This is a genomic window from Achromobacter sp. 413638, from assembly GCF_043119405.1.
In the GTDB taxonomy this organism is placed as follows: domain Bacteria; phylum Pseudomonadota; class Gammaproteobacteria; order Burkholderiales; family Burkholderiaceae_B; genus Achromobacter.
In genome coordinates this window covers 13,291-31,206 of record NZ_JBICCO010000081.1, presented here as the reverse complement: position 1 = coordinate 31,206, position 17,916 = coordinate 13,291, and the positions used below count along the sequence as shown (strand labels likewise).

The window sequence follows — 17,916 nt, the reverse complement described above, 5'->3', positions numbered from 1 at the left end:
CCGCGCCCACCCCCCCCGCCGCGGGGGCGCGCCGGCACAGCGCGGCCGCCCCCCCAAGAAACCAGCCGCGCCCGCGACAGCCGGGGACACTCCTGAAGCGACGCCCACGCCTGTGACGCCTGTTCCCGGGTCGTCACACTAATCTGACCCCATTTTTAACGCGCCGCCGGCCATGCCGCGCGGCGCGTTTGCTTTTCGGCGCCCATTCCACATCCGGCCCTGCGGATCGCGGGCCGGCGGCAGGCCACTGTCGCCGCCCCTTGGCGCAGGGGCAGGCTTGATCTGATGGATTATTGCCACGAATTCCGCCGGAATCGATGCCGAAAAACGTCCTTTTAAATGGGGACGCATAATTGGCATTTGCACACTTACAGTGCAGAGCTGGGATCCACTTTTTCCCTCACCCCTCGCAAAGCCTTTATTCATGCGGACCTTGATATGGCCCCTAATATTTAACACGGGGAAACAATTAAATTAATTAAGGGACGCACCCTCAATATTTTTATTGCACCCTACCACCGCCAGGGGTATTGTCCTTCTCCTGCACTGCAACATTACGACGCAGGCCCACTGCGGAGCGCGCCATGCCCAAAGACACCTTGAACGATTCCTGTCGCACCCCCAAGGCGACCCCCATCGATGCCAGCCGCATCGGCCTGCCCGCCCCCCAGGGCCTGTATCACCCGCAGAACGAGCATGACGCCTGTGGCGTCGGCTTCGTGGCGCACATCAAGGGCAAAAAAAGCCACGCCATCATCCAGCAGGGCCTGAAGATCCTGGAGAACCTGGACCATCGCGGCGCCGTGGGCGCCGACAAGCTGATGGGCGACGGCGCCGGCATCCTGATCCAGATTCCCGACACCCTGTACCGCGACGAATTCAGCCAGCAGGGCATCGTGCTGCCGCCGCCCGGCGAATACGGCGTGGCCATGGTCTTCCTGCCCAAGGAAACCGCCTCGCGCCTGGCCTGTGAGCAAGAGCTGGAACGCTCGGTCCGGGCCGAAGGCCAGGTCGTGCTGGGCTGGCGCAACGTGCCGGTGGACGTGGACATGCCCATGTCGCCCGCCGTGCGCGACTGCGAACCCGTCATCCGCCAGCTCTTCATCGGCCGTGGCGCCGACGTCATGGTGCCCGACGCGCTGGAACGCAAGCTGTATGTGATCCGCAAGACCGCCAGCCACGCCATCCAGAACATGCGCCTGGCGCACGGCAAGGAATACTTCGTGCCCTCGGCCTCGGTGCGCACCGTGGTCTACAAGGGCCTGCTGCTGGCCGACCAGGTCGGCCGCTACTATCGCGACCTGGCCGACCCGCGCACGGTCTCGGCCCTGGCGCTGGTGCACCAGCGCTTCTCGACCAACACCTTCCCCGCCTGGCCGCTGGCCCACCCGTACCGCATGATCGCCCACAACGGCGAGATCAACACGGTCAAGGGCAACTTCAACTGGCTGCGCGCGCGCGAAGGCATGATGCAGTCGGCCGTGCTGGGCGACGACCTGAAAAAGCTCTATCCCATCGTCTACGAAGGCCAGTCGGATACCGCTACGTTCGACAACTGCCTGGAACTGCTGGTGAACTCGGGCTACTCGCTGGCCCACGCCATGATGATGATGATCCCGGAAGCCTGGGAACAGCACACGCAGATGGACGAAAGCCGCCGCGCGTTCTATGAGTACCACGCGGCCATGATGGAACCCTGGGACGGCCCCGCCGCCGTCGCCTTCACCGACGGCCGCCAGATCGGCGCCACGCTGGACCGCAACGGCCTACGCCCGGCCCGTTATCTGGTGACGGACGACGACATGGTGATCCTGGCCTCCGAGGCCGGCACGCTGTCCATCCCCGAAAACCGCATCGTCAAGAAGTGGCGCCTGCAGCCCGGCAAGATGTTCCTGATCGACCTGGAACAGGGCCGCATCATCGACGACGCCGAGATCAAGCTGCAGCTGGCCAACAGCCGCCCGTACCGCCAGTGGATCGAGCGTCTGCAGATCAAGCTGGAATCGCTGCCGGCCCCGCGCCAGGCCCATGTGGCCACGCAATCGTCCGTCTCGCTGCTGGACCGCCAGCAGGCCTTCGGCTGGACCCAGGAAGACTACAAGTTCATCCTGGAGCCCATGGCCACGACCGGCGAGGAAGTGATCGGCTCGATGGGCAACGATGCCCCGCTGGCCGTGCTGTCGGACCGCGCCAAGCCGTTCTACAACTATTTCCGCCAACTGTTCGCGCAGGTGACGAACCCGCCGATCGACCCCATCCGCGAACAGCTGGTGATGTCGCTGGTGTCCTTCATCGGCCCCAAGCCGAACCTGCTGGACATCAACAACGTCAACCCGCCGCTGCGCCTGGAAGTGTCGCAGCCGGTGCTGGACTTCGCCGCCATGGCGCAGATCCGCGACATCGAGCAGGTCACGGGCAAGAAGTTCCGCAGCTATGAGCTGGACATCACCTACCCGGCCGCCTGGGGCCCCGAGGGCATCGAGGCCCGCGTGGCCGCGCTGTGCGCGCGCGCCGTGGACGCGGTGCAAAGCGGCTACAACATCCTGATCGTGTCCGACCGCCTGGTCGACGGCGAGCGCGTGGCCATCCCCGCGCTGCTGGCGACCTCGGCCGTGCACCAGCACCTGATCCGCGCCGGCCTGCGCACCAACGCCGGCCTGGTGGTGGAAACCGGCTCGGCCCGCGAAGTGCATCACTTCGCGCTGCTGGGCGGCTACGGCGCCGAGGCGATCCATCCCTACCTGGCGCTGGAATCGCTGGGCAAGATGAGCGATCCCGAAAAGGCCGTGAAAAACTTCGTCAAGGCCATCGGCAAGGGCCTGAACAAGGTCATGTCCAAGATGGGCATCTCGACCTACATGTCCTACACCGGCGCGCAGATCTTCGAGGCCGTGGGCCTGCAGAAGGCGCTGGTGGACAAGTACTTCACCGGCACCGCGTCCAACATCGAAGGCATCGGCATCTTCCAGGTGGCCGAGGAAGCGCTGCGCCAGCACCGCGCCGCGTTCGGCAACGACCCGGTCCTGGCCAACGACCTCGAAGCGGGCGGCGAATACGCCTACCGCGTGCGCGGCGAAGAGCACATGTGGACGCCGGATTCCATCGCCAAGCTGCAGCACGCCTCGCGCCAGAACAACTACCGCACGTACAAGGAGTACGCGCAGATCATCAACGACCAGAGCCGTCGCCACATGACGCTGCGCGGCCTGTTCGAGTTCCGCTTCGACCCGTCGCGCGCCATCCCGCTGGACGACGTCGAGCCGGCCAAGGAGATCGTCAAGCGCTTCGCCACCGGCGCCATGTCGCTGGGCTCGATCTCGACCGAGGCGCACTCGGTGCTGGCCGTGGCCATGAACCGCATCGGCGGCAAGTCCAACACCGGCGAAGGCGGCGAGGACGAGCTGCGCTACCGCGCCGAGATGCGCGAAGGCAAGAGCACCATCAAGGACGGCGACACGCTGGCCTCGGTGCTGGGCGCCGACCGCATCGAAGCCGACGTGCCGCTCAAGAAGGGCGACTCGCTGCGCTCGAAGATCAAGCAGGTGGCCTCGGGCCGCTTCGGCGTGACGGCCGAGTACCTGTCCTCGGCCGACCAGATCCAGATCAAGATGGCCCAGGGCGCCAAGCCCGGCGAAGGCGGCCAGCTGCCCGGCCACAAGGTCTCGGAATACATCGCCAAGCTGCGCTACTCGGTGCCGGGCGTGGGCCTGATCTCGCCCCCGCCGCACCACGACATCTACTCGATCGAGGACCTGGCCCAGCTGATCCACGACCTGAAGAACGTCAACGCCAAGGCCTCGATCTCGGTCAAGCTGGTGTCGGAAGTGGGCGTGGGCACGGTGGCCGCTGGCGTGGCCAAGGCCAAGGCCGACCACGTCGTGATCGCCGGCCATGACGGCGGCACGGGCGCCTCGCCGGTGTCGTCCATCAAGCACGTCGGCACGCCCTGGGAACTGGGCCTGGCCGAGACGCAGCAGACGCTGGTGCTGAATCGCCTGCGCAGCCGCATCCGCGTGCAGGCCGACGGCCAGATGAAGACCGGCCGCGACGTGGTCATCGGCGCGCTGCTGGGCGCCGACGAATTCGGCTTCGCCACCGCGCCGCTGGTCGTCGAAGGCTGCATCATGATGCGCAAGTGCCACCTGAACACCTGCCCGGTGGGCGTGGCCACGCAGGATCCGGTGCTGCGCCAGAAGTTCCAGGGCAAGCCCGAGCACGTCGTCAACTTCTTCTTCTTCATCGCCGAGGAAGTGCGCGAGATCATGGCCCAGCTGGGCATCCGCAAGTTCGACGATCTGATCGGCCGCGCCGACCTGCTGGACATGCGCTCCGGCGTCGAACACTGGAAGGCCAGCGGCCTGGACTTCACCCGCGTGTTCCACCAGACCCAGTCGGACGCCGATGTGCGCCAGACCGAAGAGCAGGACCACGGCCTGGCCGGCGCGCTGGACCACCAGCTGATCGAGCGCAGCAAGCCCGCGCTGGAACGCGGCGAGAAGGTGTCGTTCATCGTGCCGGTGCGCAACCGCAACCGCACCATCGGCGCCATGCTGTCCGGCGCCGTGGCGGCGCGCTACGGCCACGACGGCCTGCCCGACGACACCATCCACATCCAGTGCAACGGCACCGCCGGCCAGAGCTTCGGCGCGTTCCTGGCGCACGGCATCACCATGGACCTGGTGGGCGAAGGCAACGACTACGTGGGCAAGGGCCTGTCCGGCGGCCGCATCATCGTGCGCTCGCCCAATGACTTCCGCGGCTTCGGCCCCGACCACATCATCGCCGGCAACACCGTGCTGTACGGCGCGCTGGCGGGCGAGGCCTTCTTCAACGGCGTGGCCGGCGAACGCTTCGCCGTGCGCAACTCGGGCGCGGCCACCGTGGTGGAAGGCACCGGCGACCACGGCTGCGAGTACATGACGGGCGGCACGGTCGTGGTGCTGGGCGCCACCGGCCGCAACTTCGCGGCCGGCATGTCCGGCGGCGTGGCCTACGTCTGGGATCCGGAACGCACGCTCAAGCAGCGCGCCAACCTGTCCATGGTCGAACTGGAAGCCGTGGTGCCGCACGCCGAGCAGCAAGCGCAGAACGGCATCGACACCTGGCACAGCGCGCAGCGCGGCGGCGAGCGCGAGACGGACGAGACCATCCTGCGCCGCCTGGTGGAAGACCACTTCCGCTACACCGGCAGCTTCCGCGCCCGCGAGATCCTGGGCGACTGGGAAGCGGCGCGCGGCAAATTCGTAAAGGTCATGCCGACGGACTACCGCCGCGCATTGGGTGAAATGTGGCGTGCAGCCAACCCGCAACAACTGGCTGCGTGAGGGAAATCATGGGAAAGATCACCGGATTCATGGAATACCAGCGCCTGCAGGAGGCCTCCGAGGCCCCGCAGAAGCGGCTGAAGAACTGGCGCGAGTTCGTGCTGCACCTGAACGACGACCAGGCCAAGCAGCAGGCGGCGCGCTGCATGGACTGCGGCATCCCGTTCTGCAACAACGGCTGCCCGGTCAACAACATCATCCCGGACTGGAATGACCTGGTGTACCGGCAGGACTGGCGCCGCGCGCTGGACGTGCTGCACTCCACCAACAACTTCCCGGAGTTCACCGGCCGCATCTGCCCGGCGCCGTGCGAAGCCGCCTGTACCCTGAACATCAACAGCGACGCGGTCGGCATCAAGTCCATCGAGCACGCCATCATCGACAAGGGCTGGGCCGAGGGCTGGGTCACGCCGCAGGTGCCGGCGCGCAAGACCGGCAAGAAGGTCGCGGTGGTGGGCTCGGGCCCGGCCGGCCTGGCCTGCTCGCAGCAGCTGGCGCGCGCCGGCCATTCCGTGACGCTGTTCGAAAAGAGCGACCGCATCGGCGGCCTGCTGCGCTACGGCATCCCCGACTTCAAGCTGGAAAAGCACCAGATCGACCGCCGCATCTCGCAGATGGAAGCCGAAGGCGTTGAATTCGCGCCGTCGACCTACATCGGCAATCCCAGCGACGCGGCCGCCGACGGCCTGACGGTGCGCACGCCCGAATCGCTGATGGCCGAGTTCGACGCCGTCGTCATGACCGGCGGCTCCGAAACCCCGCGCGACCTGCCGGTGCCGGGCCGCGAGCTGTCGGGCGTGTACTACGCCATGGACTTCCTGCGCCAGCAGAACAAGGCCGTGGCCGGCGACCGCCTGACCAACCAGACGCTGGCCAAAGGCAAGCATGTGGTGGTGATCGGCGGCGGCGACACGGGCTCCGATTGCGTGGGCACCAGCAACCGCCACGGCGCGGCCTCGGTCACCCAGTTCGAGCTGCTGCCGCAGCCGCCCGAGTCCGAGAACAAGAGCATGACCTGGCCCTACTGGCCCCTGAAGCTGCGCACGTCCTCGTCGCACGAGGAAGGCTGCGAGCGCGACTGGTCCGTGACCACCAAGCTGCTCAAGGGCAGCAACGGCAAGGTCGAGAAGCTTGTCGGCGCGCGCGTCGAATGGTTCAAGGACGAAGCGACCGGCCAGATGAAGATGCGCGAGGTCGAAGGCTCGGAATTCGAGATCAAGGCCGACCTGGTGCTGCTGGCCATGGGCTTCGTATCGCCGGTGCAGACCGTGCTGGACGCCTTCGGCGTGGACCGCGACGCGCGCGGCAACGTGCGCGCCAACACCGACGACTACCGCACCAGCGTCGAGAAGGTGTTCGCCGCCGGCGACATGCGCCGCGGCCAGTCGTTGGTGGTCTGGGCCATCCGCGAAGGCCGCCAGTGCGCGCGCTCGGTGGACGCCTTCCTGATGGGATCCAGCGACCTGCCGCGCTGATCGGCCGGGACCGGCCTGCACGGCCCCCACGCCGCCCCGCGCCGTCCAGGCGCGGGGCGGCGTTTCATTTGCGCGCCTGCCCCCCAAAACCGCGCGCGCGATCCGCGCGGGGCAGCGCGCGTGTTGCGGCGCGACCACGCGATTCCCGACATCCCGGTGGGGTTTGATTCCTGTCAAGCCTGCCGGCGCCAGGGTTTGAGAACCTGTCGTCTCACCCCACGGAAAGATCGGAGAAGAAAATGTTTTCGAAGCTCGGGCGCGTCCGCGCCACCGCCATCGCCGGCCTGCTGGCCGCCGGCGCCTTCGCCGTCCCCGCCCATGCCCACGAGGCCGGCGATGTGCTGCTGAAGGTCGGCGTCACGCAGGTCCGCCCCGACTCCAACAACGGCAGCGTGCTCAACGGCGGCGTCAAACTGGACGTGAACAACAACGTCCGTCCCAGCTTCACCGTGACCTACATGGCCACGCGCAACATCGGCATCGAACTGCTGGGCGCCTGGCCCTTCCAGCACGACATCCGTGGCGGCGGCCTGGGCAAGATCGGCTCGACCAAGCACCTGCCGCCCACGCTGAGCCTGCAATGGCACATCCTGCCGGACAGCATGGTGCAGCCCTACATCGGCGTCGGCCTGAACTACACGCACTTCTTCGACACCAAGGCCGAAGGCGCGCTGGACGGCTCGAAGCTGAAGCTGAAGGATTCGTGGGGCGTGGCCGCGCAACTGGGCGCGGACATCAAGATCAGCGAGCGCTGGTTCATGAACGCGGACATCCGCTACATCGACATCAAGTCGAAGGTCAGCCTGAACGGCGAACGCATCGGCACCGCGAAGATCAACCCATGGGTGGCGACGCTGGGCGTCGGCTATCGCTTTTGATCGGGACGCACGCATCAAGCAAGAACGCGCGGGCATGTGCCCGCGCGTTTTTTTGGGGCTCGCAGCATGGCCGTCGCGCGACCGCCTGACGCCTCAGGCCGCCAGTTGATCGCGCAGCGCCTGCACCGCCGGCGTGTCGTCATCGGCCCGCCACACCAGCCGGGTGCGCGCGGCTCCGTACTTGCCCGGCAGGTCGCGCACCCGCAGCGCGGTCTGCCCACCCAGCACATCCAGCACGGAGCGCGGCACGATGGCCACGCCCGTACCGGCCGCCACGCAGGCGACGATCGCGTGATAGGACGCGAACTCCATCACCTTGCCCGGCGCCACGCCTTCGCGGCCGAGCCAGGACTCCAGGATGCGGCGATAGGAACAGCCGGACGCGAAGGCGATCACCGTGTGATCGGCCAGCGCCCGCGCGTCGGCGATCTCGGGCCAGGCGCGCGGCGAAATCAGGACCAGCGTTTCGGCGAAGGCCTCGGTTGACGCCAGTCCCTCGGCGGGAAAGGGCTCGGCCACGAAGGCCGCTTCGAGTTCGTAGTCGCGCACCTTGGCCGCCAGCGCGGCCGAGGTGCCCGTGACCAGCTCGATGCGCACCTGCGGCCAGGCCGCGTGGTAGGCCGCCAGCACCGGCGGCAATCGGGCCGCCGCCGTGCTTTCCATGGTGCCCAGGCGCAGCGTGCCGCGCGGCGCGCCGTCGCGCACGGCCTGCTGCGCCTCGGCCGACAGCCGCAGCAGGCGGTCGGCGTAGGACAGCAGCACGCGGCCCTGGTCCGACAGCACCAGGCGCCGGTTCTGGCGGCGGAACAGCGGGGCTTCCAGCGAAGTCTCCAGCTGCTTGAGCCGGGTGGACACATTGGACTGCACACGGTTCAGCCGGGCGGCCGCGCGCGCCACGCCACCTTCATCGGCCACCGCCTTGAAAATCTGCAGTGCGTCCAGATCCAAATTTCTCATCTAAAGAACCTATGTTCTTAATAATTCACTATTCAAGATATTAGTACAGTCGTAGAGTGGGCTCATGTCAAGCCATGCCCAGCCCCTCGTCCCCGCCCGCAGCGCCGTCAGCCTCGCCTGGCCGGCCGCGCTGGCGCTGGCCGCGCTGATGGGCATCGGCCGCTTCGCCTTCACGCCGGTCTGGCCGCTGATGGCGCACGACGCCGCGCTCTCGCTGGAACAAGGCGGCTGGCTGGCCTCGGCCAACTACGCGGGCTACCTGCTGGGCGCGTTGGTCGCGGCCGCGTGGCCGCCGCGCCGGCCGCTGGCCGCCACCGCCAGCCTGCTGGCGGTGGCGGCGCTGACCCTGGCCATGCCGCTGCCCCACTCCGTGGCGGGCTGGGCCGCGCTGCGGCTGGCGGCCGGCTGGGCCAGCGCGCTGGGCTTCATCTGCGTGGCCTCATGGCGGCCCGCGCGGGCGGGCGACCCGATCGAGCCGGCCGCGTCCGCCGTGATCTATGCGGGCGTGGGCGCCGGCATCGCGGCGACCGGGCTGGCCTGCCTGGCCCTGATGGCGGCCGGCGCCACGGCGGCGCAATGCTGGGTGGCGCTGGGCGCGCTGGCGCTGGCCTTGTCGATGGCCGCCTGGCCCAGACTGCGCGCGGCGCTGCCGGCCACCGCCGCGTCCGCCCGCCCATCCCACCGGGAACCGCTGCCGCGCGGCATGGCGGGACTGGCGCTGCACTATGGCGTGTTCGGCATCGGCTACATCATTCCCGCCACCTTCCTGCCCGCCATGGCCAAGGACGTCATGCCCGATCCGGCGGTGTTCGGCTGGGCCTGGCCCCTGTTCGGGCTGGCCGCCGCGCTGTCCTGCCTGATGGTGCCTAAGCTGGCGCGCCGGCACGGCGAGATCCGGATCTGGCGCGGCGCGCAGGCGGCGATGGCGCTGGGCATGGCGGTGGCGGCGCTGCGGCACGACCTGGCCGCCGTGATCGTGGCGGCGCTGCTGGTGGGCGGCACCTTCATGGTCATCACCCAGGCCGGCATGGTGGCGGCCCGGCGCCTGGCGGGCGCGGCCGCGCCCCGTGCCGCCGCCCTGATGACGGCGGCCTTCGCCGCCGGCCAGATTGTCGGCCCGCTGCTGGCCGCCTGGACGGCGCGGCTGGGCGCCAGCCTGCCGCAGACGCTGGCGGCGGGCGCGGCGCTGCTGGCGCTGTCGGCCTGGGGCTTGGGGAAAATCACGGCCGCGCGCGGCAGCGCTGGGCATAATGCAGTCGACCCAAGGGGCAATGCCCCCTGAGACCGCGTTCATTATGAAAGAGGAGTCCCCAGCATGAAACCGTTGCGCCCCCTGATCGCCGCCCTGGCCACCCTCGCGGCCGTCGCCGCCCCGTGCAGCCAGGCCCACGCCCAGGCCGCCGACTGGCCCGCCAGGCCCATCACCATGATCGTGCCCTATGCGCCGGGCGGCTTCGCCGACACCCGCGTGCGCCTGCTGGCGCGCAAGCTGGGCGAATCGCTGGGACAACCCGTCGTGGTCGAGAACAAGGCCGGCGCCGGCGGCGTGGTCGGCACCAACCTGATCGCCAAGGCCCAGCCCGACGGCTACACCATCGGCACCGGCAACCTGGCGCCGATGGCGGTAAACCCGTCGCTGATGAAGGAAATGCCGTACAACCCGCAGAAGGACCTGGCGCCCGTCATCCTGATCGAGAACAGCCCGCTGGTGCTCAGCGTCAACAATGAGCTGCCGGTCAAGACGCTGGCCGACCTGATCGCGCTGGCCAGGAAGCAGCCGGGCAAGCTGTCGTTCGGCTCGTCCGGCGTGGGTGGCGCGCACCACCTGTCCGGCGAGATGTTTCGCGAGCAGGCCGGGATCGACATCGTGCACGTCCCGTACAAGGGCGGCAGCCTGGCCGCGACCGACCTGATGGGCGGCCATATCTCGATGATGTTCGAGATGGGTTATTCGGCGCTGCCGGCCATCCAGGGCAAGAAGATCCACCCGATCGCGGTCACCTCGGCCAGGCGCCTGGCCGTGCTGCCCGACGTGCCAACCATGGCCGAATCGGGCCTGGGCGGCTTCGAATCGTATAACTGGCAGGGCATCGTCGCCCCGGCCGGCACCCCGGCGCCCATCATCGCCAGGCTCAATGCGGAGTTCAACCGCATCCTGAAGGAACCCGAACTCCAAAAGGCCATCGCCGACACCGGCAGCCAGGCCGGCGGCGGCACGCCCGAGGACTTCGCCGCCTTCATCAAGAGCGAAACCGGGAAGTGGGCCCACGTCATCAAAGCTGGAAACATCCAGCTCCAGTAACCCACGCCCCAGGAGCGCGCCATGACATCCCGCCTTTGCGAACGACTTGAACTCGACCAGCCCGTCATCCAGGCCCCCATGGCCGGCGGGGCCACCACGGTGGCGCTGGTGGCCGAATCGTCGCGGGCGGGCGTGCTGGGCTCGCTGGGCGCCGCCTACCTGAGCGCCGCCCAGATCGAGCAAGCCGCCGGCGCGATCCGCGAGCGCACCGACCGTCCCTACGCCATCAACCTGTTCGCGTCCGTGCCGGACCAGCCCTATCTGGGCGACGGCGCGCGCCTGCTGGCGCTGATGGCGCGGTATCACGAGCAACTGGGACTGGACGCGCCCGCCATGCCCGGCCCGCAGGCCGATCCGCTGGCGACGCAGATCGAAGCCGTGTTGCGCGCGCGGCCGGCGGTGTTCAGCTTTACCTTCGGCCGCATCGCGCCGGAGGTGCTGGCGCGGTGCCGCGAGCTGGGCATCCTGACGGTGGGCACGGCCACCACCGTGCGCGAAGCGGTGGCGCTGGAACAGGATGGCGTGGACGCCGTGGTGGCCCAGGGCTATGAGGCCGGCGGCCATCGCGGCACTTTCCTGGACGATTTTGACCAGTCGCTTATCGGCACGCTGGCGCTGGTGCCTCAGGTGGTCGATGCGGTCTCGGTGCCGGTGATCGCCTCCGGCGGCATCATGGACGGCCGCGGCATCGCCGCCGCGCTGGCGCTGGGCGCGCAGGCCGCTCAAATGGGGACGGCCTTTCTGTCCACCGAGGAATCCGGCATCTGCGACGCCTACAAGGCCGTGCTGCCCGCCTCCCGTTCCGAGCAGTCGCGCATCACGCGGGCTTTTTCCGGGCGGCCGGCGCGCGGCATCGCCAATGCATTCATGCGCGACATGGACGCGAATCCGTCCGACATCCTGCCCTATCCGTTGCAGAACGCCCTGACGCGGCCCATGCGCAATGCCGGCGGCCGCGCCGGCGATATCAACGTGCTGTCGCTGTGGGCGGGCCAGGGCGCACCCATGGCGCGGCGCGAGAGCGCCGCCGAACTGGTGCGCCGGCTGGCTGTGGAGACCGCCACGGCCCAGGCCCGGCGCTAATCAGGGACCGATTTCCGGAAGGGCCGTCCGCCGGGCGGCGGCCGCCTCGCCCCACGGATTGTCCCTGATTGTGAAAAGACTGTTCCACTCGTTGCCTAGCAGATTGTGATCACAAATCGTCGGGATACAATGGCCCCTCGCCGCCGGTTACAGATCCGATTTCCTGTCCCGGCATATGAGTAACAGGGCGCTTCCCGACGCAGCCTGTTCTGCCAGCGCTGCGGCCCCTTGCCCGCGCCGGACGGACTGGCCGGCAAGCACCGCCGCCGAAACACCCTTTCGTTGCCCATGTCCGCTCACACCCGCAGCACCCCCGAATTCGCCCTGCGCCTGGAGGGCGTCGCGCTCGGCTACGGTGAATTCACCGTGCTGCGCGACATCTCCATGGACGTGCGGGCCGGCCAGGTCGTCGCCATCATGGGCGGCTCCGGCTCGGGCAAGACCACGCTGCTGCGCGCGGCCACCGGCCAGCTGATCGCCCAGCGCGGCACCGTCCAGGCTTTCGGCCAGGACATCGCCGCCGTCGACGCCGCCGGAATGCAGTCGTTGCGCAAGCGCATGGGCGTGCTGTTCCAGCAGGGCGCACTGTTCACCGACCTGAACGTCTTCGAAAACGTTGCTTTTCCGCTACGCGAGCACACCCGGCTGAGCGAGGCCGAACTGACCGAGCGCGTGCTGGACAAGCTCGACGCCGTCGGCCTGCGCGCCGCTGCCCACCTGAAGGTCGCCGAGGTATCCGGCGGCATGGCGCGCCGGGTCGCGCTGGCACGCGCCGTGGTGCTGGAGCCCGAGCTAATCCTGTATGACGAGCCCTTCGCCGGCCTGGACCCGATTTCCATGGGCATCACCGCCCGCCTGATCCGCGACCTGGCCGACCGCCTGGGCTGCGCCTCGGTGCTGATCACCCACGACGTGCAGGAATCCTTCGCCATCGCCGACCAGGTCTATCTGGTCGGCCAGGGAGAACTCAAGGCCGCCGGCACCCCGCAGATCCTGTCGCAATCGCAGGACCCCTACGTGCAGCAATTCCTCAAGGGCGAACCCGACGGCCCCGTCGCGTTCCAGTACCCCGAAACACCGGCCTTCAAGAAATGGCTGGCGCAACAACAGGGGCGCAAGGCATGAGCGGCAAGACCAATCCCATCAGCGCGCTGGGCGGCTGGATCCGGGGCCAGATTTCCGGTATCGGCTACTTCACCCGTTTCTTCCTGGGCCTGCTGGGGCGCAGCGGCATCGCGTTCTCGCGCCCGCGCCTGGTATCGCAGCAGATCCACTTCATCGGCAATTACTCGCTGCTGATCATCGCCGTGTCCGGCATGTTCGTCGGCTTCGTGCTGGGCCTGCAGGGCTATTACACGCTGAACCGCTACGGCTCGTCGGAAGCGCTGGGCCTGCTGGTGGCGCTGTCGCTGGTGCGCGAGCTGGGGCCGGTGGTCACGGCGCTGCTGTTCGCCGGCCGCGCGGGCACCTCGCTGACCGCCGAGATCGGCCTGATGAAGGCCGGCGAACAGCTGTCGGCGATGGAAGTAATGGCGGTGGACCCGATGCGCCGCGTGCTGGTGCCGCGCCTGTGGGGCGGCATCATCGCCATGCCCATCCTGGCGGCGGTGTTCTCCATGGTGGGCATCCTGGGCGGCTGGGTGGTCGGCGTGCTGATGATCGGAGTGGACCCCGGCGCCTTCTGGTCGCAGATGCAGAACGGCGTGGACGTCTGGAACGACGTGCTCAACGGCGTCATCAAGAGCCTGGTGTTCGGCGTCACCGTGACGCTGGTCTCGCTCTACGAAGGCTGGCAGGCCAAGCCCACGCCCGAGGGCGTGGCCCGTGCCACCACACGCACCGTGGTGGTGGGATCGCTGGCGGTGCTGGGCCTGGATTTCCTGCTTACGGCCTTGATGTTTGGAAACTGATACGGATTGATCATGTCACGCGAAAAAACCGACTTCTGGGTAGGCCTGTTCGTACTGCTGGGCGCGGCCGCGCTGGCGTTCCTGGCGTTGCGCGCCGGCAACCTGAGCGCCTTCTCCTTCGCGCCCACCTATACCGTCACGGCGAACTTCGATAACGTGGGCGGCCTCAAGGTGCGCGCGCCCGTCAAGAGCGCCGGCGTGGTGGTGGGGCGGATCGCCGGCATCTCCTTCGACGACAAGACCTTCCAGGCGGTGGTGTCCATCAACCTTGAGACGACCTACAAGTTCCCCAAGGACTCGTCGGCCGCCATCCTGACGTCCGGCCTGCTGGGCGAACAGTACCTGGGCCTGACGCCGGGCAGCGAGGAAGAGAACTTTGCCGAGGGCGGCAAAATCCGCTATACCCAAAGCGCCGTCGTGCTCGAGCAGCTGATCAGCAAGTTCCTCTACGGATCGGCCGAAAAGCAAGGCTCGGGCGGCGCCCAGGAACCGGCCAAGACGCCCGCGAATTAAAGACTAACCGACGCGCGGTATTGCCTGCCGCGCAGCCGTCGCTTATAAGAAAATATTGATAGGGATGCCCTGATCATGAACACGCACGCTCTTTCCCGCATCGCCACCGTCGCGGCCGCGGGCGCACTGATGGCCGGCTGCGCCGCGCCCAAGAACCCCGATCCGCGCGATCCCTGGGAAGGCTTCAACCGGGGCGTCTACAAGTTCAATGATTCGGTCGACCGGGTGGTCTTCAAGCCCGTCGCCCAGGCCTACACCTACGTCACGCCGCAGCCGGTGCGCAGCTGCGTGCACAACATCTTCAGCAACGTCGGCGACCTCTGGTCCGGCGCCAACAGCATGCTGCAAGGCCGTGGCCACGACTTCGTCAACACGCTGGGCCGCTTCCTGTTCAACACCACCATGGGCGTGGGCGGCTGCTTCGACGTCGCCTCGGCCAACGGCGCGCGCAAGATCCCGAACGACTTCGGCACCACGCTGGGCGTCTGGGGCATCGGCCAGGGCCCGTACCTGGTGCTGCCGTTCTTCGGCTCGTCCACCATCCGCGACGGCGTCGGCCTGGCCGGCGACTTCTACGGTCGCAAGGCCACCTACACCAGCGTCAGCGCGATCGACAACGTGCCGCTGCGCAATTCGCTGTGGGGCCTGAGCGTGGTGGACGCGCGCGCCAGCCTGCTGGACGCGACCAACACGATCGACCGCGTGGCGCTGGATCCGTACAGCTTCGTGCGCGACGCCTACCTGCAACGCCGCGCCGCCATGGTGCTGGGCCAGAAGGTGGGCGACGAGTCCGCGCTGCCGAACTACGAAGACGACGAGGACGACGCCAAGGGCGCCGCCCCCGCCATGGCGCCGGTCGTCCAGCCCGCCAAGTAAGTCAACGCCGCCGCTCGCGGCGCAGCAAGGAGAGTTCATGCAGTTTTCATTGTTTTCGACATTCAAGCGGCTGGCGGTTGCCGGCCTGATGAGCCTGGCCGCCGCCAGCGCCAATGCCCAGACCCAGCCCGACCCCAACGGGCCGGCCGACAAGTTCGTGCTGGCCGCGGCCGACCAGGCCCTGGCCGTGCTCAAGAGCGACGGCGCGGTCAAGTCCGGCAACACGACGCGCATCAACCAGGTGGTCGACCAGCACATCCTGCCCTACGTGAACTTCCAGAAGACGACCCGCCTGGCCGCCGGCCGCTACTGGCGCCAGGCCAACGACAAGCAGAAGCACGATCTGGCCGAGGCCTTCCGCGGCACGCTGGTGCGCACCTATAGCGGCGCGCTGACGCGGGTCGACAACAACACCAAGGTCACGCTGGTGCCGAGCCGCGGCAGCCTGGATGGCGACGACGTGGTCGTGCGCACGCAGATCAGCCAGACCAACGCCGCGCCGGTGGGCGTGGACTACCGCCTGGAAAAGACGCCGCAAGGCTGGAAGATCTACGACATGAACGTCGAGGGCATCTGGCTGATCGAGAACTACCGCAACCAGTTCGCGCAGCAGATCAACCAGAACGGCATCGACGGCCTGATTCAGGCGCTGAACCAGCGCAACCAATAGGCGGCCGGCTCCGGCCTCAGCCAGCCCGGCATGTCCTCGCGGCGCGCCGGGCTTTTTTTTCGCTCCCGTGCCGCGCGATGACGCCGCGCGTTTCAGCGCAATGCCAGGATGGGACAATAAGGGGACGCATAAGCCCGGAACGCCCCGGTCCACCACGTGGCCATAGGCGCGTCGCGCCGCCATGCGTATATATAATGACCGATTCGCGCTTTGCCGGACGCTCCTGCGCGCCCGCAAACTTGGTCACCCCTCTGGTCATCCCTGGTCAGCCCCTGGTCCCCCGGCAAACCGCCGACCCCGCCGCCATGTCCGCAGTCAGCCTCGAAAACGTATCCAAAATATATGCGCCGCGCTCGCGCGGCCTGGGCAGGCTGTTCGGCCGCGCGCCCGGGCCGGGCTTCCAGGCCCTGAACGACGTCAGCCTGCGCATCGAGCACGGCGAGTTCTTCGGCCTGCTGGGCCCCAACGGCGCCGGCAAGACCACGCTGATCTCCATTCTGGCCGGCCTGGCGCACGCCACCTCCGGCCGCGCCTCGGTCTGTGGCTACGACGTCGTGGCCGACTACAAATCGGCGCGACGGGCGCTGGGCGTGGTGCCGCAGGAACTGGTCTACGACCCGTTCTTCACCGTGCGCGAGACGCTGCGCATCCAGTCGGGCTATTTCGGCCTGCGCAAGAACGACGACTGGATCGACGAGATCCTGTTCAACCTGGGGCTGGCCGACAAGGCCAACTCCAACATGCGCGCGCTGTCCGGCGGCATGAAGCGCCGCGTGCTGGTGGCGCAGGCGCTGGTGCACCGCCCGCCCGTGATCGTGCTGGACGAGCCCACCGCCGGCGTGGACGTGGACCTGCGCCGCACGCTGTGGGAATTCATCTCGCGCCTGAACAAGGCCGGCCACACCATCATGCTGACCACGCACTACCTGGAAGAGGCCGAGGCCCTGTGCGGCCGCATCGCCATGCTCAAGGGCGGCCGCGTCGTGGCGCTGGACACCACCCAGGCGCTGCTGGCGCGCGTGGGCGGCGTGGACCTGGAAGACGCCTTCGTGCGCATCATGCATCAGGACGACGCCCCCGCCGTCCACAGCCCGCAACCCGTAGGGACCCCGCAATGACCCAACCCGCCGCGCCCGCCAGCCAACCGCTGGTGCAGCCCCGCCTGGACGCGGGCTCGGGCTTTCCGACCCTGCTGCGCAAGGAATTGCTGCGCTTCTGGAAGGTCAGCTTCCAGACCATCGCCGCGCCGGTCATCACCGCGCTGCTGTACCTGCTGGTGTTCGCCCACGTGCTCGAAGGTCGGGTCATGGTCTACGGCAGCGTGCCGTACACCGCGTTCCTGATTCCCGGGCTCATGATGATGAGCATGCTGCAGAACGCCTTCGCCAATCCGTCGTCGTCGCTGATCCAAAGCCGCATCACCGGCAACCTGGTGTTCATGCTGCTGCCGCCGCTGTCGCACCGCGACATCTTCGCCGCCTACGTGCTGGCCGCCGTGGTGCGCGGCATCGCCGTCGGCATTTGCGTCTGGGTGGTGGCGCTCTACTTCGTCTCGCTGATGCCCGCGCATCCGCTGTGGCTGGCGGTGTTCGCCGTGCTGGCCTGCGGCATCATGGGCGTGCTGGGCCTGATCGCCGGCCTGTGGTCCGAGAAATTCGACCAGCTCGCCGCCTTCCAGAACTTCCTGATCATGCCGGCCACCTTCCTGTCCGGCGTGTTCTATTCCATCCACACGCTGCCCGCCTTCTGGCAAGGCGTGTCGCACTGGAACCCCATCTTCTACACCATCGACGGCTTCCGCTACGGCTTCTTCGCGGTGTCCGACGTCTCGCCGTGGCGCAGCCTGGCGGTGGTGGCGGGGGTGTTCCTCGCGCTTTCGATCTATGCGCTGCGGCTCCTGGCCAGCGGCTACAAACTCAGGAACTGAA

At 68.0% G+C, this 17,916-nt stretch carries 14 protein-coding genes; 13 read left to right on the top strand and 1 reads right to left on the bottom strand.

Features of this window, described 5'->3' with window-relative positions; genetic code table 11:
* Positions 1-584: 584 nt before the first annotated feature.
* The 3 genes from ACEU5R_RS25460 to ACEU5R_RS25450 all read left to right on the top strand — a co-directional run bounded on the left by ACEU5R_RS25460 (position 585) and on the right by ACEU5R_RS25450 (position 7,677).
* Positions 585-5,324: a glutamate synthase-related protein gene (locus ACEU5R_RS25460; RefSeq protein ID WP_103272005.1), complete on the top strand. Its 4,740-nt coding sequence runs from the start codon at positions 585-587 to the stop codon at positions 5,322-5,324.
* Positions 5,325-5,332: 8 nt separating this feature from the next.
* Complete coding sequence (locus tag ACEU5R_RS25455; RefSeq protein WP_392412489.1) at positions 5,333-6,799, top strand: glutamate synthase subunit beta; 1,467 nt, start codon at positions 5,333-5,335, stop codon at positions 6,797-6,799.
* A 239-nt stretch (positions 6,800-7,038) separates the two neighbouring features.
* The gene (locus ACEU5R_RS25450) at positions 7,039-7,677 is read left to right on the top strand and encodes an OmpW family protein (RefSeq protein ID WP_103272003.1); all 639 of its coding nucleotides are present in this window, start codon (positions 7,039-7,041) and stop codon (positions 7,675-7,677) included.
* A gap of 93 nt (positions 7,678-7,770) precedes the next feature.
* Here ACEU5R_RS25450 and ACEU5R_RS25445 read toward each other — a convergent pair whose 3' ends face one another.
* Positions 7,771-8,634 (bottom strand): LysR family transcriptional regulator, encoded by an 864-nt coding sequence (locus tag ACEU5R_RS25445; protein WP_392412487.1) that lies wholly within the window; start codon positions 8,632-8,634, stop codon positions 7,771-7,773.
* A 64-nt stretch (positions 8,635-8,698) separates the two neighbouring features.
* Here ACEU5R_RS25445 and ACEU5R_RS25440 point away from each other — a divergent pair, with 64 nt between their 5' ends.
* From ACEU5R_RS25440 to ACEU5R_RS25395, 10 genes are all read left to right on the top strand, one after another.
* Entirely contained in the window at positions 8,699-9,916 is a 1,218-nt protein-coding gene (locus ACEU5R_RS25440) for a YbfB/YjiJ family MFS transporter (protein WP_392412486.1), read from the top strand.
* Positions 9,917-9,949: 33 nt separating this feature from the next.
* The gene (locus ACEU5R_RS25435; protein WP_392412484.1) at positions 9,950-10,936 is read left to right on the top strand and encodes a Bug family tripartite tricarboxylate transporter substrate binding protein; all 987 of its coding nucleotides are present in this window, start codon (positions 9,950-9,952) and stop codon (positions 10,934-10,936) included.
* Positions 10,937-10,957: 21 nt separating this feature from the next.
* Positions 10,958-12,019 (top strand): NAD(P)H-dependent flavin oxidoreductase, encoded by a 1,062-nt coding sequence (locus ACEU5R_RS25430; RefSeq protein WP_392412482.1) that lies wholly within the window; start codon positions 10,958-10,960, stop codon positions 12,017-12,019.
* A gap of 288 nt (positions 12,020-12,307) precedes the next feature.
* Positions 12,308-13,144 (top strand): ABC transporter ATP-binding protein, encoded by an 837-nt coding sequence (locus ACEU5R_RS25425; RefSeq protein ID WP_103271998.1) that lies wholly within the window; start codon positions 12,308-12,310, stop codon positions 13,142-13,144.
* Complete coding sequence (gene mlaE / locus ACEU5R_RS25420; RefSeq protein WP_103271997.1) at positions 13,141-13,929, top strand: lipid asymmetry maintenance ABC transporter permease subunit MlaE; 789 nt, start codon at positions 13,141-13,143, stop codon at positions 13,927-13,929. The genes ACEU5R_RS25425 and mlaE overlap by 4 nt, the downstream gene beginning before the upstream one ends.
* A 12-nt stretch (positions 13,930-13,941) precedes the next feature.
* Positions 13,942-14,442 carry an outer membrane lipid asymmetry maintenance protein MlaD gene (mlaD, locus tag ACEU5R_RS25415; protein ID WP_103276273.1) on the top strand — a complete coding sequence of 167 codons (501 nt, stop codon included), beginning with the start codon at positions 13,942-13,944 and terminating at the stop codon, positions 14,440-14,442.
* 75 nt (positions 14,443-14,517) lie between these two features.
* The gene (locus tag ACEU5R_RS25410; RefSeq protein ID WP_392412479.1) at positions 14,518-15,318 is read left to right on the top strand and encodes a VacJ family lipoprotein; all 801 of its coding nucleotides are present in this window, start codon (positions 14,518-14,520) and stop codon (positions 15,316-15,318) included.
* A 37-nt stretch (positions 15,319-15,355) separates the two neighbouring features.
* The gene (locus ACEU5R_RS25405; protein WP_103271995.1) at positions 15,356-15,988 is read left to right on the top strand and encodes a phospholipid-binding protein MlaC; all 633 of its coding nucleotides are present in this window, start codon (positions 15,356-15,358) and stop codon (positions 15,986-15,988) included.
* 305 nt (positions 15,989-16,293) lie between these two features.
* Positions 16,294-17,106: an ABC transporter ATP-binding protein gene (locus ACEU5R_RS25400; protein ID WP_392412477.1), complete on the top strand. Its 813-nt coding sequence runs from the start codon at positions 16,294-16,296 to the stop codon at positions 17,104-17,106.
* Entirely contained in the window at positions 17,103-17,915 is an 813-nt protein-coding gene (locus ACEU5R_RS25395) for an ABC transporter permease (RefSeq protein WP_392412475.1), read from the top strand. Before ACEU5R_RS25400 ends, ACEU5R_RS25395 begins: the two co-directional genes overlap by 4 nt.
* Position 17,916: the final 1 nt, after the last annotated feature.